We start from the raw sequence: 24,550 nt of genomic DNA, 5'->3' as shown, positions 1-24,550 counted from the left end.
GTTCCGTTCCTTTATTCAGGGATCACCGCGATCACGTCGATTTCCATCAGCCACTGCGGTTGGCCGAGGGCACTGACCACCAGCCCGGTGGAGATCGGAAACACACCCTTGAGCCACTTGCCGACCTCCTGGTACACCGGCTCGCGGTAACGCGGGTCGATCAGGTAAGTCGTGGTCTTGACGATATGGCTCAAGTCGCTGCCGGCTTCTTCCAGCAACTGCTTGACGTTGCGCATGGCTTGCTCGGCCTGGGCGCGTGGATCGCCAAGCCCCACCAGTTGGCCGTTGAAGTCCGTGCCGACCTGGCCGCGCACATAAACGGTGTTGCCGGCGCGCACGGCCTGGCACAGGTCGTTGTCCAGCGTCTGGTTCGGGTAGGTGTCCTTGGTGTTGAACATGCGAATACGTGTGTGAGTAGGCATCAGCGGACTCCCGAGAGACTGGTTTTCGAACGGTGTGAATCGCTGTCGAGCGCCGAAGCCTGGCGCTGGGCAGCATCTTGATAAGCGAGGTAAATGCGTTGCTTCACGATGTGGTCGGCAATATGCCGGGCGTCATGCCAGACGCCCCAGATGAACGCCGAGCCCCGACGTGACAACCACGGCAAGCCGACGAAGTACAGGCCCGGCTCGCTGGACACACCGCGCTGATGCCGAGGCTTGCCATTGGCGCCGAGGGCGTCGACCTTCAACCAGCTGTAATCCACCGAGTAGCCGGTGGCCCAGATAACGCTGGTCACACCGGCGGCGACCAGGTCCAGCGCCAGGATCGGCTGGGTCAGGCACTGCGGGTCGGGCGGCAGGTTGCGGGCTTCAGGTTCAAGGGGCAGATCCAGGCCATTGCGGGCAATGTAGGCATCGGCAGCATCCAGCAGCGCCAGGTAGTTTTCGTCGCCGCGGGCAATGTTTTCGGCAAGATTCGATTCAAAGGTCACCACACTGCCGTTGAACGATTTCGTCAGCCCCACCAGGGTGATGCCCTCGTGGGCCAAGCGGCGGAAATCCACGGTATGGCCGCCACGGGCACCGCTCACCGCGATGGTGACGTGTTCCTTGCCTGGCTGGACCGCCTCGGCGTCCCACTCGCCCAGCACCCCCAGCCACCAGCAGAAATCGCGGTTGCGATAGGCCCGTGGCGGGCGATCATGGGCACCCACCGAAAGATAGACCTGCCTGCCGGCGCGCTGCAGTTCATCGGCGATCTGCACCCCCGACGACCCGGCACCCACCACCAGCACCGCCCCCTCGAGCAACTGCTGCGGATTGCGATACTGCGCAGAGTGAATCTGGGTGACCGTCGCCATCTCAGGTGCGATGGGCGGAATCACCGGTCGCTGGAATGGCCCGGTGGCAACGACCACGTGGATGGCTTCGATCAGGCCCTCGGACGTTTCAATGGTGAACCCCGGGCGGCCGACATTGCGCTCGACTTTCCTGACCTCCACGCCGGTACGGATCGGCGCATTGAACTTGCGCGCATAGGCCTCGAAGTAATCGGCCACTTGATCCTTGGCGGCGAAAGCATCGGGGTCGAGTCCCTCGAATTCCAACCCAGGAAAACGGTCATGCCAGGCCGGGCCGTTGGCCACCAGCGAATCCCAGCGCGCCGTGCGCCAGGCCTCGGCAATCCGATTGCGCTCCACGACCAGGTGAGGCACACCTTGTCTGCTCAAGTGTTCACTCATGGCCACGCCGGCCTGGCCGGCGCCTATAACAAGCGTATCGATGCGTAGGGTTTCAACGGGCATGTCTGTGCACTTCCGGCAGAGGTGGTTCAGGCCGGCATGGCGCCGCCTCGGGTTCTGATTTTTTGTTCTGCGATTGCGACTATCGAAATGAGGTGTCGAGGCGATTGTGTTGGCAGGCGCGGATTTGCGAAACGAGGGTTTTTGTCGTTGCTAGGAAGGAAAAAAATGGGCTATTGCCCGAGCGTGATGATCACGGCAACAAAGCACATCTTATTAGACTTGGAGCACATCGCTCCCGTGGCGAGGGAGCTTGCTCCCGCTGGGCTGCGCAGATCGCATTGGCCAATTCACTGCATCAGTGCCGGAAACGCCTTGAGTTCCAGCTTCTGCATCACCAACCCGATGAACGCCGAAACCGCCAGCGGCAACTGCCGTCGGCTCGGATACAGCACATTCAGGCCGAAGCCGCTGCGTTGGTACTGCGGCAACACGCGCACCAACCTGCCGGCTTCCAGGTCGAGGGCGCTCAGTGCCCCCGGCAGCACGGCGATGCCCAGGCCGGCGACGGTCGCCCTGCGCAACGCTTGGGCGGTGTTGGCGTGGAAGCGGCTGGCGATCTGCACGTGCTCCTCGATGCCGTCCGGGCCGACGAGTCGCCAGTCGGTCAAGCCGCTGGGGTGGGCGAAACTCACGCCGTCGTGGTGAGCCAGGTCCTGCAGCGCAAGCGGTGCGCCGCGTGCGGCAATGTACGCGGGGCTGGCAACCATGCCGTCACCGTCGTTCTGGAGCAGTTGGCGACCGACATACCCCGAGTCCTGCAACGGACCGCCGCGAAAGGCCACGTCGATGCGGTCGGCAATCAGGTCGACACGGGCATCGCTGAGCACGAAATCGAGTTGCACACGCGGGTGCGCGGCTAAAAAGTCGGCCACCCATTCCATCGGGAAAAAATCGAAAAAATCCGCCGGCGCCGCGATGCGCACCAGGCCGCTGGGCTCTTCGCTGCCCATCATCAGTTCCTGCCCTGCCTCCATCAGACCATCCACCGCCTCCACGCAGCGCTCATAAAACCCCTGGCCTACCTGGGTCAACGTGAGTTTGCGGGTCGAGCGCTGCAGAAGTCTCGACTCCAACTGCGCCTCCAACTGTTGGACCCGGCGACTGACGGTGTTGGCAGGCATGCCCAAGCGCCTGGCGGCTTCGGCGAAGCTGCCGCTGCGGACCACCTGGACAAACAGCGCGACATCGTTGAGATCGAGCATGGCGCTCAGATTCCTTCGTTTTATGGATGAGTTCAATCCGATTGTATCGGCTAATCAATCTATTGGCAGGCCCTTATCCTTCTCGCATCGAGGCCCAGCGCCCAAGACTTGGAGGCAACCCCATGAACAGCATCGCCGCAGCACCGCCGCGCGCCATCGTCCATCGCACCACCGGCAGCAGCCACGGGCCGATCACCCGGCTCATGAGCCCCGGCGACCTGGGCCAGCTCTGCAAGCCCTTCGTATTTCTCGATCTCTTCGGGTTCAAGGCCGACGCCATGCAGAGGGGGTTCGGCATGCACCCTCATTCCGGGATCGCCACGCTGACCTACATGATCGAAGGCCAGGTGATCTACGAAGACACCACGGGCCAGTCCGGCACGCTGCCTAGCGGCGGCATGGAGTGGATGCAAGCCGGCAACGGCGTATGGCACACCGCCCGGCCGGTCGATGGCACGCCGATCCAAGGTTTCCAACTCTGGGTGGCGCTGCCGGCGGCAGAAGAAAATGCCCCGGCCCACAGCCTCTACCTGGCGCCCGCCGAGATCCCCCGGGAAGGACCGGCGCGGGTATTGCTCGGCCAATACGGCGCAGCCCGCAGCCGCGTCTCCTCCCCGGCGGACATGAATTACCTCGCCGTGCAGTTGCAGGACAACGAGCGCTGGCGCTACACGCCACCGGCCGGGCATACCGTCGCCTGGCTGGCGGTCAACGGCGGCAGCCTCGACGCTGGCGGCAACGTCAATACCGGAGAAATGGTGGTGTTCGAAGAGTCCGTCGCGGCCATCGACATCGTTGCCCGGGGCGCGACGTCCTTCGTGCTGGGCTCGGCAGTCAAGCACCCCCACGACCTGGTGATGGGCTATTACTCCGTGCACACCAGCCAGGCCGCCCTGGAAAAGGGTGAGAAGGAAATCCAGCGCATCGGCGCCCAGTTGCAACAAGAGGGTCGGTTGGCCTGACCGCCCCTCGACTCAATCCCTGTTCATACCCGCTCCCTTAGAGGTGAATCATGACTGACATCGGTCTCGATCTTCTGTTGTCCCGTACTCAAGTCGGCAAGCTGTCCCTGAAAAACCGCATGGTCATGGCGCCGATGACCCGCAGCCGCGCAGGAGCAGGCGATGCAGCCACGCCCCTGATGGCCGAGTACTACAGCCAACGCGCCAGCGCCGGCCTGATCATCAGCGAAGGCTCCCAGGTGTCGGCCCAGGGCAAGGGTTACCTGCGTACGCCAGGGATCTTCACCCGCGAACAAATCGCCGGCTGGAAACAAGTGACCGACGCAGTGCATGCCCAGGGCGGTCAGATCTTCCTGCAGCTCTGGCACGTAGGCCGTCTTTCTCATCCGCTGGTGCAGGTCAACGGCGCCCAGCCCGTGGCCCCTTCGGCGATCAAGGCCGATGGCGAGATCTACACGCCCGAAGGCCTCAAACCCTACGAACTGCCACGGGCATTGGAGCTCGATGAAATGCCAGGCGTGGTCGCCGACTTCCGCCAGGCTGCGGCCAACGCGAAACTGGCCGGGTTCGACGGCGTGGAGATTCATGGCGCCAACGGTTACTTGATCGACCAGTTCCTGCGTGACGGCACCAACCAACGTACCGATGCCTATGGCGGCTCGATCGAGAACCGTGCGCGTTTGCTCAAGGAAGTGGTCGAGTCGGTGATCGAAGTCTTCGGTGCCAGCCGAGTCGGCGTTCGCCTGTCGCCGATCTTCAGTTACTTCTCGATGAGCGACAGCAACCCGCAGGCGACTTTCGACTACACGGCCCGGATGCTCAGCCGTTATGGCCTGGCTTACCTGCACATCGTGGAACTGGGCGAAGGCCCGTTCGACTTCCTGGAACTCAAACGCCGCTTCGGCGGGCCCTACATTGCCAACGGCGGCTACAGCGCCGAACGTGCAGCCGCGGCCATCAGCCGTGGTGAAGCAGACCTGGTAGCGTTCGGCACGCCGTTTCTGGCGAACCCGGACCTGGTGGAACGATTCAAACGGGGCCAAGCGCTGAACGCTCCTGACGCGTCGACGTTCTACCAGGGCGACGAACGTGGTTATACCGATTATCCGACCCTGACTAAAGCCTAAGCAGACCAGCAGGCTTAACGCCCGAGACCTGTGGGAGCGAGCCTGCTCGCGAAAGCGATGTGTCAGTCACCCTCCATACCGACTGCCCCCGCGCCATCGCGAGCAGGCCTTGCTCCCACAGCTCCTGCTCAAACAAATCTGATGGGTGTACCTCCGCAAGAGCCAGGCCGGCTGTCAGGCCGCCATCGCGAGCAGGCTCGCTCCCACACGCTTTTGCATGGGCACCCCCTGGCGGGGTCAGATGCTCTCAGACACATCGATCTGCAGCGGCACCACCCGCTTCGGCGCCGGTCCGGGTGGCGAGGCTGTCGCGGCCTCGACCAGGGCGTCGACGGCCTGCTCCGCCAGCGCCACGACCGGATGCGACAGCACGGCCTGAACCAGCCCCGCCTTCAACGCGTCACGCGTCAGAGGCGTCAGGTCATGACACACCACGATGGGCAAGCGAAGCTGTTGCTCCTTGAAGCCCCGCAATGCCCGCAACACCCCCGCAATGCCGCCTCCGGCCACGTAAAGCCCGACAAGATCAGGTTCCGCCGTGAGCAAGTCCAACGTGTTGCCATAGGCGAATTCATCGTCCTCCAGCGTCAGGCGCGAGGCGAGCAGTTCCCATTCACTGGAGTGATCCGCCAGATAACTGCGAAAGCTCAGCTCACACAACTCCTGGCACTGGAAACGCTGGCTGCTGAGCATGACGGCCACCGGCCCGGGTTGGCCGGCAAGGCGACTGACGAACCAGCCCGCCGTGCGCCCGGTCAGGCGATTGTCCAGGCCTGCGTAACCGGTACCGGCGGCGCTGGACAGCTCCGACAGCAGCGCCACCACCGCAACACCGGTCTCGCGCAATTGCGCAACCGCCTCCCGGACCCGGGGATGATCCACCGCCACCACGCCCAGGCCGTCCACTTGGTCGCGCAAGGCCAGGATGCGTTGCGCCACCGTGACCGGGTCGAGATCGTCCAGATAACCGATGACCACACGAATCCGCGCGCGGGTGCAGGTCGCGGCGGCGTTCGACAACGCGTGGGCGAGCCCCTGGTAAAAAGGCACGCCGCTTTTCTGCAACAGGAAGCCAAGCCGCAAGGTCGGGCGGTCGTTGAGCACTCGCTGCTCGATAACGCCCTTGGCATGGAACCCCAACCGCGCGGCCGCCGCGGCGATGCGCTGGGCGGTGTCGGCGCGCACGTCGGCACGCAGGTTCAGCACCCGGTCGACGGTGGACAGGCTGACTCCGGCTTCTCGAGCGACATCGGCCATCGTGGGACGCAGTTTACGACGTGGTTTTTCTGACATGTCTTGACACCTCTTCGAGGCATCATGAGGGGTTTTGACAGATTAAGCCATCACCCCATGGCCCCCTCTGCGGCAACCCAATAGCATCAGGCCAAGCACATAAAAACAAACACAGCCGGAGTCCCCCATGACGATCCACATTTGCACCGCGCCTTGCTGCTGGGGCGTCGACGACGTCAAGAACCCTTTCCTGCCTCCGTGGCGCCGAGTGCTTGGCGAAGCGGCCGAGGCCGGCTACCGCGGCATCGAGCTGGGGCCGTACGGTTACCTGCCGTTAGACGTCGGAACCGTCAGCCCAGCCTTGTCCGAACTTGATCTGCATGTGGTCGCCGGGACGATCTTCGACGACTTGGTAAGCCCCGCCAACCTGCCTGAACTGCTGCGCCAGACCCACGACATCTGCACGCTGCTCAAACAACTGCCGCCCATGGAACGGCAAGCCGGGCAGCGTCATGCCGGGCCCTACCTGGTGATCATCGACTGGGGCCACGAGGAACGTGACTACGCGGCCGGCCACTCCGACCGCGCCCCGCGCCTGGACGATGCACGCTGGAACACCATGATGACGCACATCCGCGCCATCGCCGACCTCGCCTGGCACACCTACGGCATCCGCGCCGTCATCCATCCTCACGCCGGTGGCTACATCGAGTTCGCCGATGAATTGGCGCGCCTGATGGACGAGATTCCCGATGAAGTCGCCGGGCTGTGCCTGGACACCGGGCACCTCTACTACGCCGGCATGGACCCGGTCGCCTCGTTGCGCACCTACGCCCATCGCCTAGACTACCTGCACTTCAAGGACATCGACCCGGTGGTTTTCGACCAGGTGCTGAACGAACACATCCGTTTCTTCGCCGCTTGCGCCCGGGGCGTGATGTGCCCCATCGGGCGTGGTGTCATCGACTACCCAGCGCTGCACAGCCTCGTGCATGAATTGGGTTACCAGGGCTGCATCACCGTCGAACAGGAACGCGACCCGCGCAACGCCGGGACCAGCCTGGACGACGTAGCGGCCAGCCGCGCCTACCTGGCCCGAATCGGTTTCTGATCAGCACAAGGACAAACCCCATGATCAACGGCAGCAAAACCCTTACGCGTCCCATCCGCTGGGCCATGGTCGGTGGCGGTGAACACAGCCAGATCGGCTACATCCACCGCTCGGCCGCCCTGCGCGACCGGAACTTCGAATTGCTCGCCGCGGCGCTGGATATCGATCCCGCCCGCGGCCAGGCCTTTGGCGAGCAACTGGGTATCGACCCTGCGCGCTGCTATCCGGACTACCTGAGCCTGTTCGAGCTGGAGGCACAACGTCCCGATGGGATCGAGGCGGTGTCGATCGCCACGCCCAACGGCACCCACTACGCCATCACCCGCGCCGCTCTGGAAGCCGGGCTGCATGTGGTCTGCGAAAAGCCGCTGTGCTTTACCCTCGAACAGGCCGAGGCACTGCGCACCCTGGCGCAATCCAAGGGGCGCATCGTTGGCTTGACCTACGGCTACGCCGGGCACCAGTTGATCGAACAGGCCCGGGAGATGATCGCGGCGCAGGCATTGGGCGAGATCCGCATGGTGCACATGCAGTTTGCCCATGGTTTTCACAGTGCGCCGGTGGAGGCGCAGAACCAGGCCACCCAGTGGCGCGTCGACCCGCGCCAGGCCGGGCCCAGCTACGTGCTGGGGGATGTCGGCACCCACCCGTTGTACCTGGCCAAAGTGATGCTGCCCGACCTCAAGATCAAACGCTTGATGTGCAGCCGGCAAAGCTTCGTCGCCAGCCGCGCCCCGTTGGAGGACAACGCCTACACCTTGATGGAATACGAAGGCGGCGCCATGGGCATGGTCTGGTCCAGCGCGGTGAATGCCGGTTCCATGCATGGGCAGAAAATCCGCGTGATCGGCTCCCGTGCCAGCCTTGAATGGTGGGACGAACGGCCCAACCAACTGAGCTTCGAGATCCAGGGCCAACCCGTGCAGATCCTGGAGCGCGGCATGGGCTACCTGCACCCCGACGCGCTGCAGGACGACCGCATCGGTGGCGGCCATCCCGAAGGGTTGTTCGAAGCCTGGTCCAATCTCTATCGCCGCTTCGCCTTGGCCATGGATGCGGCCAACCATGGCGACAGCGCGACGCTGGCCGCCCTGCGCTACCCCGACATCAACGCCGGCGTGGAAGGCGTACGCTGGGTCGAACGCTGCGTTGAATCAGCCAACCGGGATTCAACCTGGGTCGCCTATTGACCCCTGTGGCGAGAGGATTTATCCCCGCCGGGGCGCGAAGCGGCCCCCGACATTCCATTCTGATACACCGCAGTAGCAGATCCATTTGGGACCGTTTCGCGGTCCAGCGGGGATAAATCCCCTCGCCACAGCAAGCTCCCTCGCCACGGTAATGAGCGTTTCCTAAGGAGAACAACAATGAAAATCGCCCTCGACCCCTACATGCACCGCCACCTGAGCCTGCCGGACCTGTGCCGCAAGACCGCCGAGCTCGGCTACGAATACCTGGAGCTGTCACCACGGGAAGACTTCCTGCCCTGGTGGGTACGCCCCCGCGCCCACAAGGAGCGCATCGCCGAGTTCAAGAAAGCCCTGCGCGACCATAACCTGCAACTGGCCTCGCTGTTACCGATGTATCGTTGGGCCAGCCCCCATGAAGACGAACGCCGGGCAGCGGTGAATTACTGGAAGGAAGCCATCCAGGTCGCCGTGGAGATGGGCTGCACGACCATGAATTCAGAGTTCGGTCGCGGGCCTTCACCGGATCGCGGGCATAAAGTCAGCTGCTGCGGTGGCGTGCACAGCCATGAGTCCAGCGAAGCGGCCTGGTGGCGCTCGATGGAGGAACTGGTGCCGATCCTGGAAAGCGAGGGCGTCACGCTGAACGTCGAACCGCATCCGGAAGACTGGTGCGAAACCCTGCACCCGGCCCTCGACATGCTCAAGACCATCGGCTCGGACAACGTCAAGTTCCTTTACTGCACGCCGCACACCTTCTACTTCGGCGATGACATGAAGGCCATGATCGCCGAGGCCGGGTCGATGATCGCCCATGTCCACATCGCCGATACCTACAACCACAAGGCCTCCTCCGGCCTGCGCTACATCGTCAACCCACCTGGCGCCAAAGTCACCGTCCACCAACACATGGACATGCACCAGGGCGAGATCGACTGGGACCTGTTCTTCAGCGAACTGGCCAAGACCGGCTTCGACGGCATCGTCACCGCCTGCGTGTTCGGCTGGGAAGAACGGGCGGATGACTCCGGGCGCTTCATGCGCAAGGAAATCCAGGCCTACATCGACAAGTACTTCAGGTAGACGGGTTCATTCCAACAACCCGACCAGCCGCGGCTCGATCGCCTGTTCACTCACCTCAAGCAGCGCCAGCGTCACCGGTAACTTGAACCGCCGCCGGCCGGCGCTGCCAGGGTTGAGATAAAGCCGCTCGCCACGCCATTCGATCAGCGGTTTATGGGAATGGCCGGTGATCACCAGCCTCACGCCCGGGTCGAGTGCTGCCGGCACATCCGCGAGGTCATGGACCAATAGGACCTGCCACCCCCCCAGGTCGAATTGCAGGCAATCGGCAAGGTGCCCTGCCCACTCGGCCTCCAGGTCGTTGTTTCCGCGCACCACGTGCAGCTCGCCGATGGCAGCCAGGGCGTCGAGGATTTCCGGGCTGCCGATATCGCCGGCATGAATGATCCGCTCACAGCCTTGCAGCGCGGCAAGCGCTTCGGGGCGCAGCAGGCCGTGGGTATCGGAAATGACGCCAACTTTCATGAAACCTTTCTCCCCAATCGTGTGTCGCCGGTTATACCTGCCTCGTCGCAGCTAGCTAACGTGCTGAAATCGAATAAGATAGGCTTCGCATCAATAGTGCGCAGACCCGTCGTAAAAGGAAATGTTGATGCTCGGACGCAAACGGCCAGAGCCAAAGATCGAAAGCTCTGATGAAGCCTTTTCCCCCCAAGCAGTCCGGGCCGGAGCGGCATTGCGCCTGACCGTGAGCTTCATGCTGGTAGTCATCATCGCCTTCCTGGCCGTCGAAGGCTGGCGGACCTGGCGCGACTACCGCGCCGCTTTTGCGTCTGCCCGGGATTCAGTGACGAACCTGGCACGGGCGACGGCCCAGCACGCCGAAGATACCATTCGACAAGTGGATGTGGTCACCGCTGCCCTCGCCGAACGCGTGGAGGGCGACGGCCTGCAGAACCTGGACGTGCCGCGCATCCATAAGCTATTGGTGCAGCAGGCCGCGATCATGCCGCAACTGCACGGGTTGTTTATCTATGGCCCGGACGGTCAGTGGCTGGTAACGGACAAGGAAAACATTCCGGAGCCGGCGAACAATGCCGACCGCGACTACTTCCAGTATCACCGTACTCACGAGGACCGAAGCGTGCGCATCGGCACAGTGATCAAGAGCCGATCCACCAACGACCTGATCATCCCTGTCTCCCGGCGCTTGAACAATCCCGACGGCTCATTCGCCGGTGTGCTGCTCGGAACGGTCAAGGTCAGCTATTTCGTCGATTACTACGGTGACTTCAAGATCGATGACAAAGGGGCGCTGGTCCTGGCGACACGCAGCGGAACGATTCTGGTGCGCCGTCCTTTCGTCGCCTCGGTGATTGGCAAGAGCCTGGTCAATAGCGTGATCTTCAGGAACTACTTGCCCACGTCGAATCAGGGCGTCGCGGAGGCCAGGGCCGTCGTCGACGATACCGAGCGGCTGTATGGCTATCGCGCCTTGACCACCTATCCGCTGGTGGTGGAAGCCGGCTTGTCCCGCGAATCGATCATCGCGCCCTGGCGCCGCGATTTGCTCAAGACCGGTCTGGTGCTGATTTTCCTGATCGCGGTACTGGTGGGCTTCGGGCTCATCGTATTGAGCCAACTGCGCTACCGCATGACCATGGAGAAGCAGATTCGCAGCGCCCACCAGGCCATGCGCGACATGGCGCTGACCGACAGCCTGACCGGGCTGGGCAACCGCAGGCGACTGGACATCGCCCTGGCCGATGAACTACGCCTGGCCAGGCGCCAGGGTTCGTCCCTGGCCCTGATCATGCTCGACGTCGATTACTTCAAACGTTTCAACGACCGGTACGGCCATGCCGCCGGCGATGATTGCCTGCGGGCGATTGCCGCCGCGATCGGGCAGACCATCAAAAGGCCGGCCGATCTGGCGGTCCGCTATGGCGGTGAAGAGTTCACCGTGTTGCTGCCAAACACCGACAGCGCCGGTGCCGCCAAGGTCGCCCAGCAAATCCTCGAAGCCGTCAGGGCCTTGAACATTGAACACGGCGATCATCCGTTGGGCCTGGTGACTGTCAGCGCGGGCGTCACCACCAGCCAGCCGAGCGGCGAGGACGTCACCCCGGCCATGCTGATCAAGGCTGCCGACGCCTTCCTGTACCTGGCCAAGAACACCGGGCGAAACCGCTGGTGCAGCGCCGGCTCGACGCCGGAGTGAGCCCCGCGGGAGCGCCGCGCATCGGTCAGGATCGCGCAAACCCAAGGCCACAGGTGCCGACCAGGCGCCTGGCGGCTACAATGCTCGCTTCGTCCGTGACCAGCCTGATAAAAAATACATGTCCTTGCCCAAACATCATCTGGAATTGCTCAGCCCCGCCCGCGACGTGACCATCGCCCGCGAGGCCATCCTGCATGGCGCCGACGCCGTGTACATCGGTGGCCCGAGTTTCGGCGCGCGTCATAACGCCTGCAACGAGGTGGGCGATATCGCCCGGCTGGTGGAGTTCGCCCATCGCTACCACGCCCGGGTGTTCACCACGATCAATACCATCCTGCACGACAATGAACTGGAGCCGGCCCGCCAGCTGATCCACCAACTGTACGACGCCGGCGTCGACGCACTGATCGTCCAGGACCTGGGGGTGATGGAGCTGGATATCCCGCCCATCGAGCTGCACGCCAGCACCCAGACCGACATCCGCACCCTGGCGCGGGCCAAGTTCCTCGACCAGGCCGGTTTCTCGCAACTGGTCCTGGCCCGTGAGCTGAACCTGCAGGAAATCCGTGCCATCGCCGACGAAACCGAAGCGGCCATCGAGTTCTTCATCCACGGCGCGCTGTGCGTGGCCTTTTCCGGCCAGTGCAACATCTCCCATGCCCAGAACGGCCGCAGCGCCAACCGTGGCGACTGCTCCCAGGCCTGTCGCCTGCCCTACACCTTGAAGGACGACCAGGGCCGGGTCGTCGCCTATGAAAAACACCTGCTGTCGATGAAAGACAACAACCAGAGCGCCAACATCCGCGATCTGGTCGACGCCGGCGTGCGCTCATTCAAGATCGAAGGGCGCTACAAGGACACGGGCTATGTGAAGAACATCACCGCCTATTACCGCCAGCGCCTGGACAATGTCCTCGAAGACCGCCCGGACCTGGCCCGCGCGTCCAGCGGCCGTACCGCGCACTTCTTCGTCCCCGATCCGGACAAGACCTTCCACCGTGGCAGCACCGACTATTTCGTCAGCGAGCGCAAGATCGACATCGGCGCCTTCGATTCGCCAACGTTCACTGGCGTGCCGGTGGGCGTGGTGGAGAAAGTCGGCAAGCGCGACCTGCAAGTGGTGACCTTCGATCCGCTGTCCAACGGCGATGGGCTCAACGTGCTGGTCAAGCGCGAAGTCGTCGGTTTCCGCGCCAACATCGCCGAGCCCAAGGGTGAATTCGAAGAGGACGGCCAGAAGCGTTACCGCTACCGCGTCGAACCCAACGAGATGCCGGCGGGCATGTACCAGTTGCGCCCCAACCATCCGTTGAGCCGCAACCTGGATCACAACTGGCAGCAAGCCTTGCTCAAGACCTCCTCCGAGCGCCGGGTCGGCCTGGCCTGGGTTGCGCGCCTGAGTGAAGCGCGCCTGGAACTGACCGCTACCAGCGAGGAAGACATCAGCGCCAGCGTCACCCTGGACGGGCCGTTCGGCCTGGCCAACAAGCCGGAACAAGCCCTGGAACAATTGCATGACCTGCTTGGTCAGCTGGGCACCACCGAGTACCACGCCACCGCAATCGAGCTGGATGCGCCCCAGGCGTTCTTCATCCCCAACTCGCAGCTCAAGGCGTTGCGCCGTGAAGCCATCGAAGCCCTCACCGCCGCCCGCATCGAGGCCCACCCACGCGGTGGCCGCAAGGCCGAGACCAGCCCGCCGCCGGTGTACCCGGAGTCGCACCTGTCGTTCCTGGCCAACGTCTACAACCAGAAGGCCCGGGATTTCTATCACCGCCACGGGGTCAAGTTGATCGACGCCGCGTTCGAGGCCCACGAGGAAACCGGCGAAGTGCCGGTGATGATCACCAAGCACTGCCTGCGCTTCTCGTTCAACCTCTGCCCCAAGCAGGCCAAGGGCGTCACCGGCGTGCGCACCAAGGTCGCGCCGATGCAACTGATCCACGGGGATGAAGTGCTGACGCTGAAGTTCGACTGCAAACCCTGCGAGATGCACGTGGTCGGCAAGATCAAGGGGCACATCCTTGACCTGCCATTGCCCGGTAGCACGGCGCAGCCCGTGGTCGGCTACATCAGCCCTGAAGACCTGCTCAAGACGATCCCCCGCGCACCGCATTAAGCATGAGCAATGTGGGAGCTTGCTCCCACATTGGGCTGAGGGTGTTCACTACACTTATGAACAGATCCCTTGTGGGAGCGAGCCTGCTCGCGATAGCGGTGGGCCAGCTTGTAGAGAGACTGACCGGACCACCGTCATCGCGAGCAGGTCAACATTCAACTCAGACCAGATGGGTGCCAGCTCTCCCACACTGTTTTTCATTTCTGCGCCGTTTTTGCCTCACTGTGCGACAGATTCCCCCGCAAGACTCCCCTACCCCGCACTCGCCTGTTAGGTTGTAAATGTTTGTGTCACAAATCAGACACTTAACCCCTACAGCCTGCAAAGGAATGCCCAGCAATGGACTTCTCGCTCAAACACCTGGCCATGGCCACCCTGATGCTGTCCAGCCTCGCATCGATGACCACGCCGGCCTTCGCCAACATCACCGCCCAACAAAGCGCGGCCATCGTCAAAACCTTCTCTGACACCTCAGTCACGGATTTCCGGCAGTTCCTGGCAAGCGTGGCCAAGAGCGACCTGGCCAAGACCGCCAACCTCGGCCCGGCCATCGATGCCTTCGTCGCTAACAAAACCCTTTCGGCTGAACAGCAGAACGAAATCCATCGCCTGCTGGGCCTCTATGCCCGAGTGAAGTACGGCAACGCAGCCACCGAGACGCTGAAGGAACTGGTCGCCATCCCGACCTTTCGCAAGGACGGCGTAGCCCAGCACGAGAACCCGGAGTTCCTCAAGATCGCCGCCAAGATCAAAAGCCTGGCCGAGTCTTTCAACCTGAACTTCCGCAACGTCGACAACCGCGTCTATGAGATTTCCCTCGACGGCAGCGGCGACGAAGTCGTGGGCATTCACGCCCATGCCGATGTGGTGCCGGTGACGCCGGAAAACTGGGTGCTCAAGGACGGCACCCGTCTCGATCCGTTCAAGGTCACCCTGGTGGGCGACCGCATGTATGGCCGCGGCACCGAGGATGACAAGAACGGTATCGTCGTGGCGCTCTACGCCATGAAAATCATCAAGGAAGAGAAACTGCCGCTGGCGCGCAATTTCAAGCTGCTGGTCGACACCACCGAGGAAACCACTGGCGACGCGATCCCCTATTACTTCGAACGCAACCCGACGCCCAGCTACAACCTGGCGCTGGATGGCGGCTACCCCGTGATCATTGCCGAGAAAGGCTACGGTACCGTCATGGCGAACTTCACCCGGCGTGCCGCACAGGGCAAGGGAGCAGAAATTACCGCGCTGACGGGCGGTCTGGCGACCAATCAGATTCCGTCGACCTCCGTTGCCACCTTCGCCAGCGACAAGCCCGCCGAACTGGCCGCCAGCCTGCTCAAAGCCGCGACCGACTATGCCAAGCGTAACGGTGGCAACTTCGAAGTGAGCACCCAGGTCGTCGGCAAGGACGTCAAGCTGACCTTCACCGGCGTTTCCGCGCACTCCTCCGAACCCGAATCCGGCGTCAACCCGGTGGCGAGGATGCTGGACTTCATCAACAGCCTCGACGGCAAGGTCGCACTCAAGCACAACCACATCACCGACGCCGCTCGCTACGCCGCCGACAACTGGGGCCTGGACTACCTGGGTAGCAAACTGGGGATTGGCTTTTCCGATGCCTTCATGGGCCCGCTGACCGCGTCCCTGACCTACGTTGGCATGGATGAAAAAACCTTCAAGCTGGCGGTCAACCTGCGAGTGCCAGTCGGCAAGACCCCCGAGGCCCTCAAGACTGAAATTGCCGACAAGCTGACCGCCTGGAGCAAGAAGTCCCACGTTGCGGTGGCCTTCGACTGTTCCGTTGACGCGCCGATGTACCGCAACCCCGAGGGTGAATGGGTCAAGGCCCTGTTGGCCGTCGCCACTGAGAATCTCGGCATGGAACACAAATACGGCACCTCCGCTGGCGCCACATCGGTCCACGACTTGCCCAACGGCGTGCAGTTCGGCCTGGCGATGCCCGACGTCAAGTACACCGGCCACAACGACAACGAGTTCAAGACGGTCGAGCAGTTCCTGTTGGACTTGCAGATCGTGACGGAAATGATGGGACGGATCGGGCAGTTGCCGAAGCTCTGATCGGCCCAGCACGGGACCGTTATCAAGGTCTGTTGGTTTTCATTGTGGCGAGGGGATTTATCCCCGTTGGGCTGTGCAGCAGCCCCAGGATGTTGCGGTCGCTGCGCAACCGAGCGGGGATAAATCCCCTCGCCACAGGTTTATTTCATTCCTTCAGGTGGGTTGCGCTTGGGTCAATGACCTTGGCGGTAATGTCCACCAGCTCCAACCCCCAATCACCGTGCAGGTACCAGTCCTCCCCGATCATCTCGGCCGGGTGCATCGTGCGATCGGCACCGTTGCCACAGGCCAGCGCACTGGTCGGACAGTAACGATCACAGCCCCAACAAATGCGCTCGGGATGTTTGGGACTGATGGGAAAAGGCTTTGCCATGACGACCCCTTTTGACCGATGGGTGTACCCGCACCCTAGCGCGTCGGGGCCCTGCCTCCCTTGATCCCGATCAAGAACAGCCGCACGGCAGCGAACCGACGTTCGCCGATCAAAAATTCGCGCTGAAAATTGACAAGAATCATTATTATTCGCAGCAAAGCTTCCTAGACTCGGCCATCTCTAACGTCGTCCAGGAAGTCACCATGCGTACCCTTGCTCCGCTGTCCCTCGCCCTGCTGTTTCTCGCACCGCTGGCCCAGGCCAAGGAATACCCCATCGGCGAACCGCAAATATGCCCGGGGCTGGAGGTCGGTGCGGTGTATCTGCAGCCGATTGAAATGGCACCGGCCGGGATGATGCGGGCCACGGCCGATTCCGACGTCCACCTGGAAGCCGACATCCGCGCCACGGCGGACAACAAGCAGGGCTTCCAGGAAGGCAGTTTCGTGCCCTATCTCAATGTGTCGTTCCAACTGAAGAAACAAGGCAACGACACCGAGCTCAAGGGTGACTTCCACGCCATGGTCGCCAACGACGGGCCGCACTATGGCGACAACGTCAAGCTGCTCGGCCCTGGCAAATATCAACTGACCTTCACCGTCCTGCCACCTGGCGGCCACGGCTCCCTCGGTCGTCATACCGACAAGGAAACCGGCGTGGCACCCTGGTTCGACCGCTGCGAACTGCATTACGAATTCGTCTACGCCGGGATCGGTAAAAAAGGCGGGTACTGAGCATGGGCCGCTCCTCCTGCCGCCGGCACATCGCGGCTCATCGACGCCTGGCCTGGTTGACGCTGGCCGGCTTGATGCTGCCCTCGATCGCCCATGCCGAACTGCCGACCTACGAGTTGAGCATCCGCGACGGGCATTTCACGCCGCCGCAACTGGAAGTGCCAGCCGGGCAACGCTTCAAGATCGTGCTGAAGAACGTCGGCCAGGGCCCGGCGGAGTTCGAAAGCACGCCATTGCGCGTAGAGAAAGTGCTCTCGCCCGGCGTCACCACCTTCGTGGTGATCCACCCGTTGCGCCCGGGGCACTATCCGTTTTTCGATGAATTCAATCCGCAACTGCCCGAGGGCGGGATTCTCGCCCGGTAATCGGCCAGCAAGAGGCATTTGCATGACTCAATCGATGTTTATTGTCTGGCGCGAAAGCGTCGAGGCGTTGTTGGTGATCGGGATTCTCCAGGCCTGGGTCAGCCGGCAGCAACAAGCCAGCCAACTGCTGCGCTACGTATGGGCCGGCGCGGCGCTGGGCTTGCTGCTTTCCGGCGTGCTGGCCGGGCTGATCCTGCTGGCCGGCGAAGCCATGAGCGGTACCGCCAATGAATGGTTCCAGGCGTCGTTGGCCCTGGTCGCCAGCCTGCTGATCGTGCAGATGGTAGGCTGGATGCACCGGAACGCGCGGACGCTCAAGCATGACTTGACGCGCCACGCCGACCAGCGCCTGAGCCGCCAGGGCGGCCTCGGGCTGTTGCTGCTGGCGTTACTCGCCGTGAGCCGCGAAGGCAGTGAAACCGTGGTTTTCCTGTACGGTGCCGGCGCGCGCCTGCAAGGGCCGCAACTGGGCCTGTTCGCCGTCGGTGCGCTGGCCGGGCTGGTACTGTCGTTGCTGACCGTCTCCTTGTTGCACAGCAGTCGCCGGTTCATCTCATGGCCGCGGTTCTTTGCCATCAGCGAAGCGATCCTGCTGCTGTTGGGCGCGGCGTTGCTGGTCAGTGGTATCGAGCGGGTCGGCGGGCAACTGCTTGCGATGGATTGGCCCGAGGCGGTGTATCGCGGCATTGGCGACGCATTGTGGGACAGCAGCGCGATACTCGACGACGGTCATGGTTTCGGTGGGTTCCTGGCGGATTTCACCGGCTATCGAGCCAGCCCGAGCGCGATGACACTGCTGGTGTGGCTGGGCTATTGGGGCTTAGTCGCGGGCTGGCTGCGCCCACGCAAGGCGGAAAACCTGCCATGCCCGACCTGAACCCCTGGCTCCAGCGCCTGGGCGACGGCATGCGGCGCCACGGTGCAACCATTCGTGCCGTGCAATGGGCGGTGGTGCTGTTCTACGCGGTGCTGCTGGTGGTGCCGGCCCTGTCGGCGCTGCCCAGCAGCCAGGCGCGTCTGTTCGACAACCTCACGCTGCTGGCGCAGTTTCTGTTCTGGGGCCTGTGGTGGCCGTTCGTGCTGCTGTCGATCGTGCTGTTCGGTCGCCTCTGGTGTGGCGTGTTGTGCCCGGAAGGCGCCCTGAGCGAATGGGCCAGCCATTACGGCAAGGGCCTCGGGGTGCCGCGCGGGTTACGCTGGGCCGGCTGGCCGACCCTGGCGTTCTGCCTGACCACGGTCTACGGCCAGTTGATCAGCGTGTACGACTATGCCCAGGCGGCGCTGCTGATCCTGGGTGGCTCGACCGTTGCCGCGGTGATCGTCGGCCTGTTGTTCGCCCGGGGCAAGCGGGTGTGGTGCCGTTACTTGTGCCCGGTCAGCGGTGTCTTTTCCCTGCTGGCTCGCTTGGCGCCGGTGCACTTCCAGGTGGACGAACAACGCTGGCTGGAGAACCCGCCGCCGCGTCGCCCTCCTCCCAATTGCGCACCGCTGCTGGACATCCGTCGCCTGCGCGGCGCCGCCGATTGCCACGCCTGTGGTCGCTGCAGCGGCCAGCGCGACGCGGTGCGGCTGATTGCCCGCTCCAGCAGCGAGGAAATCCTTCATTCGACGGCTAACACGCTTTCAGCCTGGGATGCTCGCTTGCTGCTGTTCGGTGTGATCGGCCTGGCCATGGGCGCTTTCCAGTGGACCGTCAGCCCTTGGTTCATTGACTTCAAGCAGAGCCTGGCCCAGTGGCTGGTCAGTCACGATTGGCTGTGGGCACTCCAGGACAACGCACCTTGGTGGCTGCTGACGCACTATCCGCAGCTCAATGACAGCTTCAGCTGGCTCGATGGTTTTTGCATTGTTGCGTACCTGGGCACGAGTGCGCTGCTGATAGGCACTTCGCTGATGCTGCTGATGCGTCTGGCGGCGCGACTCACGGGTGACAGCGCACAATATTGGCCCTTGGCCATCACCCTGACGCCCCTCGGCGGTGCAGGGTTGTTCCTCGGTTTGTCGGCCACCACGGTCAAACTGCTGCGCTATGAAGGACTGCTGCTGGAGTGGGTACAACCGGCACGGGCCGGGTTGCTGGTAGCGGCCATAGCCTGGAGTTTGTGGCTGGGCTATAGGCGTCTGGAACAAACAACCGCATCACCCGTCCGGCGACTGCTCGCCATGGCCTGCCTGGTATCGGCCAGCGGCCTGGTGGGCTATGGCTGGTGGCTGCAATTCTGGGGATGGTGATCACGGCTCCAACATCTGGATTTCTGTGGAGCGAGCCTGCTCGCGATGATGCCGGCACATCCAACATCACCACAAGCTGACCCAACGCCATCGCGAGCAGGCTCGTTCCCACAGGGGATATCAGGTGTACGCGATTGCCGCGCACACCTGCCCCGCGATGGTCACCTACACCTTGAACCGCGCCACCGTCTCATGCAGTGACCCGGCCATCTGCGCCAAGTCCTGGCCCGCCGTATCGGTATGCCGGGCGCCCAGCATGACCTGCTCGGACAGGTTGCGAATACCCACCAGGTTACGATCCACCTCTCGCGCCACCAGGGCCTGCTGTTCGGTGGCACTGGCGATCATCAGGTTGCGCTCGTTGATCTGCGAGATCGAGCGGGCGATTTCGTCCAGGGCATCGCCGGAACGCTGGGCGACTTGCAGCGTGACCTGCACCAGCTCGCTGTTGCTTTGCATGGAGCTCACCGCGTGCCCGCTGTCCAGGCGGATGTTGCCGATCATGCCCTCGATTTCCCGGGTCGAATCCTGGGTCCGATGAGCCAACGCGCGGACTTCATCGGCCACCACCGCAAAGCCACGCCCGGCATCGCCGGCACGGGCCGCTTCGATGGCGGCGTTCAGGGCCAGAAGATTGGTCTGCTCGGCGATGCTGCGGATCACATCCAGCACCGAACTGATGTCCTGGACCCGTCCGGCCAGTTGCTGGATTCGCCCGGAACTGGCCGTGACACCTTCGGCCAGCGCGGTAATGGAAACGACCGTTTCCTGGACCTGTTCACGACCGCGCTGGGCAGTTTGCTCGGATACTCGCGAAGCTTCACTGGTGCTCACGGCATTGCGCGCCACTTCATCCACCGCCGCGGTCATCTGGTTCACGGCCGCGGCAGCCTGTTCGATTTCCTGGCCTTGCAACTGCAAGGTGCTGCTGGTCTGGCTGCTCACGGCGCTCAGCTCCTCGGAGGAACTGGCCACTCGATCCACCGAGGCCGCGATATGCCGGACCATGCTGTTGAGACTCTGCTGCATGTCGTGCATGTTGCTCATCACGCTGTCATTGGCGCCGACACCCACGGGTACGCGGATCGTCAGGTCACCCTGGGCGATATGGCTGAGCACCCGCGCCGCGTCATCGGGCTCACCGCCCAGGGGACGGGTCACGCTGCGGGTCACCAGGATCGCGACAGTACTCACCAGGGCCAGGCAAGCCAGCACCATCGCCAGCATGTTGCGTCGCGCATCGTTGTAGCGCGCCTGTGCCTGGTGCTCACGCTCGACGAAGAGCTTGCCCTGCATCGCCATGATCCCTTCGAGACTCTTGTACACCTCGCGCTCCGCCGGGATCACTCCTTGCTTGAGCTGCGTCATCGCCTCCTCCGTCGCGCCCTGGCGGATCAACGCCTGCACCTGGACGAACGCCGCCACATAGGCCTCGCGACGTTTCTTCAGTTCGGCATACGCGGCCTTGCCTTCGGGCTGATCGAACAGCGGCTCCAGCGTGGCGAAGGCCTGGGTAATCCGTTGCCGGGTGGCGTCGATGGATTGCTGGACCTGCGCATTGTTCTTGTCGATCAGCAAGTCCCGGGTATTCCTGGCGTTATCGCGCACGCCCGTGGCGATCACCATGATCGGATCGATCTTCGGCCAATCCTGCCTGACGACCTGCTCGGCCTGGTCGCGCAACATCGCCAGGTCGCTCAAGGCGTAGAACGTCAAGGCGATCAAGGCCAGCGGTGCGATGGCGAAACCGAGCACGATACGTCGGGCGGTGGTGAGTCTGGTCATGTCAAATGCTCCCTGTTCAACTACCTGCCGGCTGGCAGCGCATTTGAAAACCTTGAAAAAAAAGAAGGGCCCGGTCACCCCGGGCCGCTGTCGGTCGCTCATTCCCGCGCTCGGTCAACTGCGCAACACGAACGAAGGAAACATCTCGCGCAGCGCGGCCCACAGTTCAGGTTGCAAGCGGTGTGCCGAGACGCTGGAAAGATGCGGATCGAGCATCCGCGCGGTACGTACCAGTTGCACGGCAAACCGTGTGACGCCCCGTTCGCTCAAGCGCCGGGCGAGGGTCAACAGGCGCTCGGGGTCGAACAGGTGCCAGTGCACGGTGGTGCGACATTCGTAATCCACGCCGCTGGCCAGCAGATGGTCAAGGCTGCGCCAGTTGGCGGCGCCGCTGCCTTCGACCCGGGTCACGTCCAGGGCATCTTCGGGCAAGGCCTTGATGTCGAACCCCACCCAATCGGCTTGCCCGACCACTTTGGCGAAGGCCGCTGGCTTGATGCCGGCGCTGTGCAGGCCGATGCGAAAGCCCATCTGCCGCACTTCCTCCATGGCTGGCGCCAAGCCGTCCTGCAAGGTCGGCTCGCCACCGCTGAACACCACGGCGTCGAGCAGATCCTGACGGCGTTGCAGGAACGCCAGCACCCGGCACCAATCCACCTCCTCGCTGCCGCGCGGCGGGATCAGTTGCGGGTTATGGCAGTAACGACAACGCCAGGCACAGCCCTGGCAAAACAGGACGCACGCCAGTTGGCCCGGATAATCGAGGGTGGTCAGGGGCACCATGCCCCCGACCCGTAGCACTCGACTCATGGACGCCCGGCCGCGCGTTCGGTGAAGTGCACCCGCTCGCGGTGCTCGGATTGCTTGCCCGGGTTGAAGGCCGCCACCGGGCGGTGATAACCCATCACTCGGGTCCAGACTTCGCAACGTTGACGCTGTGCCTGCGGAAGAGATTGTGATGCGCTCATGGATGAAGCTCCTTGCGGTCGATGGATCGGGTCAGTGAACGCTGCCCTGGCGCTGTTGTTGCAGCAGCAAGGCCTCGTCGCATTTGGGGCAAAACTCGTGTTCGCCGGCCAGGTAGCCGTGCACCGGGCAGATGGAAAAGGTCGGCGTGATGGTCAGGTACGGCAGGCGGAAGCGCCCCAGGGCCTTGCGCACCAATTGCTTGCAGGCCTGCGTGGAGGAAATCTGCTCGGCCATGTACAGGTGCAACACGGTGCCGCCGGTGTATTTGCATTGCAGTTCGTCCTGCAGCTCCAGGGCTTCGAACGGATCCTCGGTGAAGCCCACCGGCAGTTGCGATGAGTTGGTGTAGTACGGTGCGAGCGGGCTGCCGGCCTGCAGGATGTCGGGGTAGCGCTTGAGGTCTTCCTTGGCGAAGCGGTACGTGGTGCCCTCGGCAGGCGTGGCTTCCAGGTTGTAGAGGTGGCCGGTTTCTTCCTGGAAACGCAGCAGCGTGGCCCGTACGTGATCCAGCAGTTTCAGGGCGAATTCCCGGCCTTGTTCGGTGTGCAGGCCTTGCTGGTCATCGGTGAAATTGCGCAGCATTTCGTGCAGGCCATTCACACCGATGGTGGAGAAGTGATTGCGCAACGTGCCCAGGTAACGCTTGGTGTAGGGGTACAAACCGGCATCCATGTGATGCTGGATAACCTTGCGCTTGACCTCCAGGCTCTCTTTCGCCAATTCCATCAGGGCATCGATGCGTTGCAGCAATGCGCTGGTATTGCCTTTGTACAGGTAGCCCAGACGGGCACAGTTGATCGTCACCACGCCCAGGGAACCGGTCTGTTCCGCCGAACCGAACAGGCCGCCACCGCGCTTGAGCAGCTCGCGCACGTCCAGTTGCAAGCGACAGCACATCGAGCGCACCTGGTTGGGTTGCATGTCCGAGTTGAGGAAGTTCTGGAAATACGGCAGGCCGTAGCGGGCGGTCATTTCGAACAGGCGGTCGGCGTTCTCGCTGTCCCAGGGGAAGTCATGGGTGATGTTGTAGGTCGGGATCGGGAAAGTGAACACCCGGCCTTTCGCATCGCCGGCCTGCATCACTTCGATGTAGGCGCGGTTGATCAGCTCCATTTCCGCTTGCAAGTCACCGTAGGCGAACGGCATTTCTTCGCCGCCAATCACCGGGATCTGTTCGCGCAGGTCCTGTGGGCAGACCCAGTCGAACGTGAGGTTGGTGAACGGGGTTTGCGTGCCCCAGCGCGACGGCACGTTGAGGTTGTAGATGAACTCCTGCAGCGATTGGCGGACCTCGTCGTAGCTGAGTTGGTCCTTGCGCACATAGGGCGCCAGGTAGGTGTCGAATGAGCTGAACGCCTGGGCGCCGGCCCATTCGTTTTGCAGGGTGCCGAGGAAATTCACCATCTGCCCCAGGGCACTGCTCAGATGCTTGGGCGGCCCGGCCTCGACCCGCCCTGGCACGCCGTTGAGGCCTTCGTGCAACAGGGTGCGCAACGACCAGCCGGCACAGTAGCCGGCGAGCATGTCCAGGTCGTGGATATGCAGGTCAGCCTCGCGATGCGCCTCACCGATGGCTTGGCTATAAACTTCGTCGAGCCAGTAGTTGGCGGTGACCTTGCCCGATACGTTGAGGATCAGCCCGCCGAGGGAATAGCCCTGGTTGGCGTTGGCCTGAACGCGCCAGTCTTCGCGATCCAGGTATTCGTTCATCGACGTGGCGACTTCCACCAACGTACGGCGATCCCGACGCAGGCGTCCGTGTTGCTCGCGATAGACGATGTAGGCCCGCATGGAGAGAAAGTAACCGGCGTCCATCAGCACTCGCTCGACCCGGTCCTGGATCTGCTCGACGTTCAACCGCGCCTGCCCTTCCAACCGCGCCAACACCGCCTTGAGCAACCCCTCGGCTTCGGCTTCGGCGTACTCGCCCGTGGCCTTGCCCGCAGCGATCAGCGCCTGGCGGATCTTGTCCGCGTCAAAGGCAACCACACTGCCATCGCGCTTATGCAAGCGGTTACATCCTACTGTGATCAACGTGCTCTGCATTTTGGCTCCAGACACTACATATAGGCTTTTTTAAT

General features: G+C 63.0%; 22 protein-coding genes. 12 read left to right on the top strand and 10 right to left on the bottom strand.

Features of this window, described 5'->3' with window-relative positions; translation table 11 throughout:
* Positions 1-11: 11 nt before the first annotated feature.
* From PSH86_RS14350 to PSH86_RS14340, 3 genes are all read right to left on the bottom strand, one after another.
* Entirely contained in the window at positions 12-422 is a 411-nt protein-coding gene (locus tag PSH86_RS14350) for a RidA family protein (RefSeq protein WP_003201555.1), read from the bottom strand.
* On the bottom strand, positions 422-1,747 hold the full coding sequence (locus PSH86_RS14345; protein WP_305490295.1) for an NAD(P)/FAD-dependent oxidoreductase: 1,326 nt from the start codon (positions 1,745-1,747) through the stop codon (positions 422-424). The genes PSH86_RS14350 and PSH86_RS14345 overlap by 1 nt, the downstream gene beginning before the upstream one ends.
* Before the next feature lie 287 nt (positions 1,748-2,034).
* The gene (locus tag PSH86_RS14340; RefSeq protein ID WP_109756103.1) at positions 2,035-2,949 is read right to left on the bottom strand and encodes a LysR family transcriptional regulator; all 915 of its coding nucleotides are present in this window, start codon (positions 2,947-2,949) and stop codon (positions 2,035-2,037) included.
* Between the two features lie 122 nt (positions 2,950-3,071).
* On the opposite strand from PSH86_RS14340, the gene PSH86_RS14335 reads away from it, so the two are divergent.
* Both PSH86_RS14335 and PSH86_RS14330 read left to right on the top strand, forming a co-directional pair.
* Positions 3,072-3,911, top strand: coding sequence for a pirin family protein (locus PSH86_RS14335; RefSeq protein WP_163853837.1), 840 nt, complete (start codon positions 3,072-3,074; stop codon positions 3,909-3,911).
* A gap of 50 nt (positions 3,912-3,961) precedes the next feature.
* Positions 3,962-5,038: an alkene reductase gene (locus PSH86_RS14330; RefSeq protein ID WP_305490294.1), complete on the top strand. Its 1,077-nt coding sequence runs from the start codon at positions 3,962-3,964 to the stop codon at positions 5,036-5,038.
* A gap of 237 nt (positions 5,039-5,275) precedes the next feature.
* Here the strand turns inward: PSH86_RS14330 and PSH86_RS14325 are convergent, their stop codons facing one another.
* Entirely contained in the window at positions 5,276-6,331 is a 1,056-nt protein-coding gene (locus tag PSH86_RS14325) for a LacI family DNA-binding transcriptional regulator (protein WP_176687969.1), read from the bottom strand.
* Between the two features lie 127 nt (positions 6,332-6,458).
* On the opposite strand from PSH86_RS14325, the gene PSH86_RS14320 reads away from it, so the two are divergent.
* The 3 genes from PSH86_RS14320 to PSH86_RS14310 all read left to right on the top strand — a co-directional run bounded on the left by PSH86_RS14320 (position 6,459) and on the right by PSH86_RS14310 (position 9,652).
* Positions 6,459-7,382 carry a TIM barrel protein gene (locus tag PSH86_RS14320; protein ID WP_163853841.1) on the top strand — a complete coding sequence of 308 codons (924 nt, stop codon included), beginning with the start codon at positions 6,459-6,461 and terminating at the stop codon, positions 7,380-7,382.
* A 20-nt stretch (positions 7,383-7,402) separates the two neighbouring features.
* On the top strand, positions 7,403-8,572 hold the full coding sequence (locus tag PSH86_RS14315) for a Gfo/Idh/MocA family protein (protein ID WP_305490293.1): 1,170 nt from the start codon (positions 7,403-7,405) through the stop codon (positions 8,570-8,572).
* A 177-nt stretch (positions 8,573-8,749) separates the two neighbouring features.
* Positions 8,750-9,652: a sugar phosphate isomerase/epimerase family protein gene (locus PSH86_RS14310; protein ID WP_116832281.1), complete on the top strand. Its 903-nt coding sequence runs from the start codon at positions 8,750-8,752 to the stop codon at positions 9,650-9,652.
* Positions 9,653-9,658: 6 nt separating this feature from the next.
* Here PSH86_RS14310 and PSH86_RS14305 read toward each other — a convergent pair whose 3' ends face one another.
* Entirely contained in the window at positions 9,659-10,117 is a 459-nt protein-coding gene (locus PSH86_RS14305; protein WP_109756110.1) for a metallophosphoesterase family protein, read from the bottom strand.
* Between the two features lie 127 nt (positions 10,118-10,244).
* On the opposite strand from PSH86_RS14305, the gene PSH86_RS14300 reads away from it, so the two are divergent.
* The 3 genes from PSH86_RS14300 to PSH86_RS14290 all read left to right on the top strand — a co-directional run bounded on the left by PSH86_RS14300 (position 10,245) and on the right by PSH86_RS14290 (position 16,011).
* Positions 10,245-11,813: a sensor domain-containing diguanylate cyclase gene (locus tag PSH86_RS14300; protein ID WP_109756111.1), complete on the top strand. Its 1,569-nt coding sequence runs from the start codon at positions 10,245-10,247 to the stop codon at positions 11,811-11,813.
* A 118-nt stretch (positions 11,814-11,931) separates the two neighbouring features.
* On the top strand, positions 11,932-13,932 hold the full coding sequence (locus tag PSH86_RS14295; RefSeq protein WP_305490292.1) for a U32 family peptidase: 2,001 nt from the start codon (positions 11,932-11,934) through the stop codon (positions 13,930-13,932).
* Between the two features lie 339 nt (positions 13,933-14,271).
* On the top strand, positions 14,272-16,011 hold the full coding sequence (locus PSH86_RS14290) for a dipeptidase (RefSeq protein WP_305490291.1): 1,740 nt from the start codon (positions 14,272-14,274) through the stop codon (positions 16,009-16,011).
* Positions 16,012-16,156: 145 nt separating this feature from the next.
* Here the strand turns inward: PSH86_RS14290 and PSH86_RS14285 are convergent, their stop codons facing one another.
* The gene (locus PSH86_RS14285; protein WP_028237016.1) at positions 16,157-16,384 is read right to left on the bottom strand and encodes a DUF3079 domain-containing protein; all 228 of its coding nucleotides are present in this window, start codon (positions 16,382-16,384) and stop codon (positions 16,157-16,159) included.
* Between the two features lie 203 nt (positions 16,385-16,587).
* On the opposite strand from PSH86_RS14285, the gene PSH86_RS14280 reads away from it, so the two are divergent.
* Genes PSH86_RS14280 through PSH86_RS14265 form a run of 4 tightly spaced genes read left to right on the top strand, consistent with a single transcriptional unit; the run spans position 16,588 to position 19,715 of the window.
* The gene (locus PSH86_RS14280) at positions 16,588-17,118 is read left to right on the top strand and encodes an iron transporter (protein WP_163853848.1); all 531 of its coding nucleotides are present in this window, start codon (positions 16,588-16,590) and stop codon (positions 17,116-17,118) included.
* A gap of 2 nt (positions 17,119-17,120) precedes the next feature.
* On the top strand, positions 17,121-17,483 hold the full coding sequence (locus PSH86_RS14275) for a cupredoxin domain-containing protein (RefSeq protein ID WP_163853850.1): 363 nt from the start codon (positions 17,121-17,123) through the stop codon (positions 17,481-17,483).
* 22 nt (positions 17,484-17,505) lie between these two features.
* On the top strand, positions 17,506-18,360 hold the full coding sequence (locus PSH86_RS14270) for an FTR1 family protein (protein WP_163853852.1): 855 nt from the start codon (positions 17,506-17,508) through the stop codon (positions 18,358-18,360).
* Positions 18,348-19,715 carry a 4Fe-4S binding protein gene (locus tag PSH86_RS14265; RefSeq protein WP_163853854.1) on the top strand — a complete coding sequence of 456 codons (1,368 nt, stop codon included), beginning with the start codon at positions 18,348-18,350 and terminating at the stop codon, positions 19,713-19,715. The genes PSH86_RS14270 and PSH86_RS14265 overlap by 13 nt, the downstream gene beginning before the upstream one ends.
* Positions 19,716-19,880: 165 nt before the next feature.
* Here PSH86_RS14265 and PSH86_RS14260 read toward each other — a convergent pair whose 3' ends face one another.
* The 4 genes from PSH86_RS14260 to PSH86_RS14245 form a co-directional block, all read right to left on the bottom strand.
* The gene (locus PSH86_RS14260) at positions 19,881-21,500 is read right to left on the bottom strand and encodes a methyl-accepting chemotaxis protein (protein WP_305490290.1); all 1,620 of its coding nucleotides are present in this window, start codon (positions 21,498-21,500) and stop codon (positions 19,881-19,883) included.
* Positions 21,501-21,614: 114 nt separating this feature from the next.
* Positions 21,615-22,310, bottom strand: a complete 696-nt coding sequence (locus tag PSH86_RS14255; protein ID WP_232199924.1) for an anaerobic ribonucleoside-triphosphate reductase activating protein — start codon at positions 22,308-22,310, stop codon at positions 21,615-21,617.
* On the bottom strand, positions 22,307-22,468 hold the full coding sequence (gene nrdD, locus PSH86_RS14250; protein WP_109756121.1) for an anaerobic ribonucleoside-triphosphate reductase: 162 nt from the start codon (positions 22,466-22,468) through the stop codon (positions 22,307-22,309). Before nrdD ends, PSH86_RS14255 begins: the two co-directional genes overlap by 4 nt.
* A gap of 31 nt (positions 22,469-22,499) precedes the next feature.
* Positions 22,500-24,515: a ribonucleoside triphosphate reductase gene (locus PSH86_RS14245; protein ID WP_109756122.1), complete on the bottom strand. Its 2,016-nt coding sequence runs from the start codon at positions 24,513-24,515 to the stop codon at positions 22,500-22,502.
* Between the last annotated feature and the right edge of the window lie 35 nt (positions 24,516-24,550).

Origin of the sequence: Pseudomonas sp. FP2300, assembly GCF_030687595.1 — a bacterium.
Lineage (GTDB): Bacteria > Pseudomonadota > Gammaproteobacteria > Pseudomonadales > Pseudomonadaceae > Aquipseudomonas > Aquipseudomonas bijieensis.
The sequence above is the reverse complement of the archived record's forward strand: the minus strand, read 5'-3'. Positions and strand labels throughout refer to the sequence as shown.

Coding starts and splice junctions, on each gene's coding strand:
- PSH86_RS14350 (WP_003201555.1), bottom strand. CDS start 422: ATGCCTACTCACACACGTATTCGCATGTTCAACACCAAGGACACCTAC.
- PSH86_RS14345 (WP_305490295.1), bottom strand. CDS start 1,747: ATGCCCGTTGAAACCCTACGCATCGATACGCTTGTTATAGGCGCCGGC.
- PSH86_RS14340 (WP_109756103.1), bottom strand. CDS start 2,949: ATGCTCGATCTCAACGATGTCGCGCTGTTTGTCCAGGTGGTCCGCAGC.
- PSH86_RS14335 (WP_163853837.1), top strand. CDS start 3,072: ATGAACAGCATCGCCGCAGCACCGCCGCGCGCCATCGTCCATCGCACC.
- PSH86_RS14330 (WP_305490294.1), top strand. CDS start 3,962: ATGACTGACATCGGTCTCGATCTTCTGTTGTCCCGTACTCAAGTCGGC.
- PSH86_RS14325 (WP_176687969.1), bottom strand. CDS start 6,331: ATGTCAGAAAAACCACGTCGTAAACTGCGTCCCACGATGGCCGATGTC.
- PSH86_RS14320 (WP_163853841.1), top strand. CDS start 6,459: ATGACGATCCACATTTGCACCGCGCCTTGCTGCTGGGGCGTCGACGAC.
- PSH86_RS14315 (WP_305490293.1), top strand. CDS start 7,403: ATGATCAACGGCAGCAAAACCCTTACGCGTCCCATCCGCTGGGCCATG.
- PSH86_RS14310 (WP_116832281.1), top strand. CDS start 8,750: ATGAAAATCGCCCTCGACCCCTACATGCACCGCCACCTGAGCCTGCCG.
- PSH86_RS14305 (WP_109756110.1), bottom strand. CDS start 10,117: ATGAAAGTTGGCGTCATTTCCGATACCCACGGCCTGCTGCGCCCCGAA.
- PSH86_RS14300 (WP_109756111.1), top strand. CDS start 10,245: ATGCTCGGACGCAAACGGCCAGAGCCAAAGATCGAAAGCTCTGATGAA.
- PSH86_RS14295 (WP_305490292.1), top strand. CDS start 11,932: ATGTCCTTGCCCAAACATCATCTGGAATTGCTCAGCCCCGCCCGCGAC.
- PSH86_RS14290 (WP_305490291.1), top strand. CDS start 14,272: ATGGACTTCTCGCTCAAACACCTGGCCATGGCCACCCTGATGCTGTCC.
- PSH86_RS14285 (WP_028237016.1), bottom strand. CDS start 16,384: ATGGCAAAGCCTTTTCCCATCAGTCCCAAACATCCCGAGCGCATTTGT.
- PSH86_RS14280 (WP_163853848.1), top strand. CDS start 16,588: ATGCGTACCCTTGCTCCGCTGTCCCTCGCCCTGCTGTTTCTCGCACCG.
- PSH86_RS14275 (WP_163853850.1), top strand. CDS start 17,121: ATGGGCCGCTCCTCCTGCCGCCGGCACATCGCGGCTCATCGACGCCTG.
- PSH86_RS14270 (WP_163853852.1), top strand. CDS start 17,506: ATGACTCAATCGATGTTTATTGTCTGGCGCGAAAGCGTCGAGGCGTTG.
- PSH86_RS14265 (WP_163853854.1), top strand. CDS start 18,348: ATGCCCGACCTGAACCCCTGGCTCCAGCGCCTGGGCGACGGCATGCGG.
- PSH86_RS14260 (WP_305490290.1), bottom strand. CDS start 21,500: ATGACCAGACTCACCACCGCCCGACGTATCGTGCTCGGTTTCGCCATC.
- PSH86_RS14255 (WP_232199924.1), bottom strand. CDS start 22,310: ATGAGTCGAGTGCTACGGGTCGGGGGCATGGTGCCCCTGACCACCCTC.
- nrdD (WP_109756121.1), bottom strand. CDS start 22,468: ATGAGCGCATCACAATCTCTTCCGCAGGCACAGCGTCAACGTTGCGAA.
- PSH86_RS14245 (WP_109756122.1), bottom strand. CDS start 24,515: ATGCAGAGCACGTTGATCACAGTAGGATGTAACCGCTTGCATAAGCGC.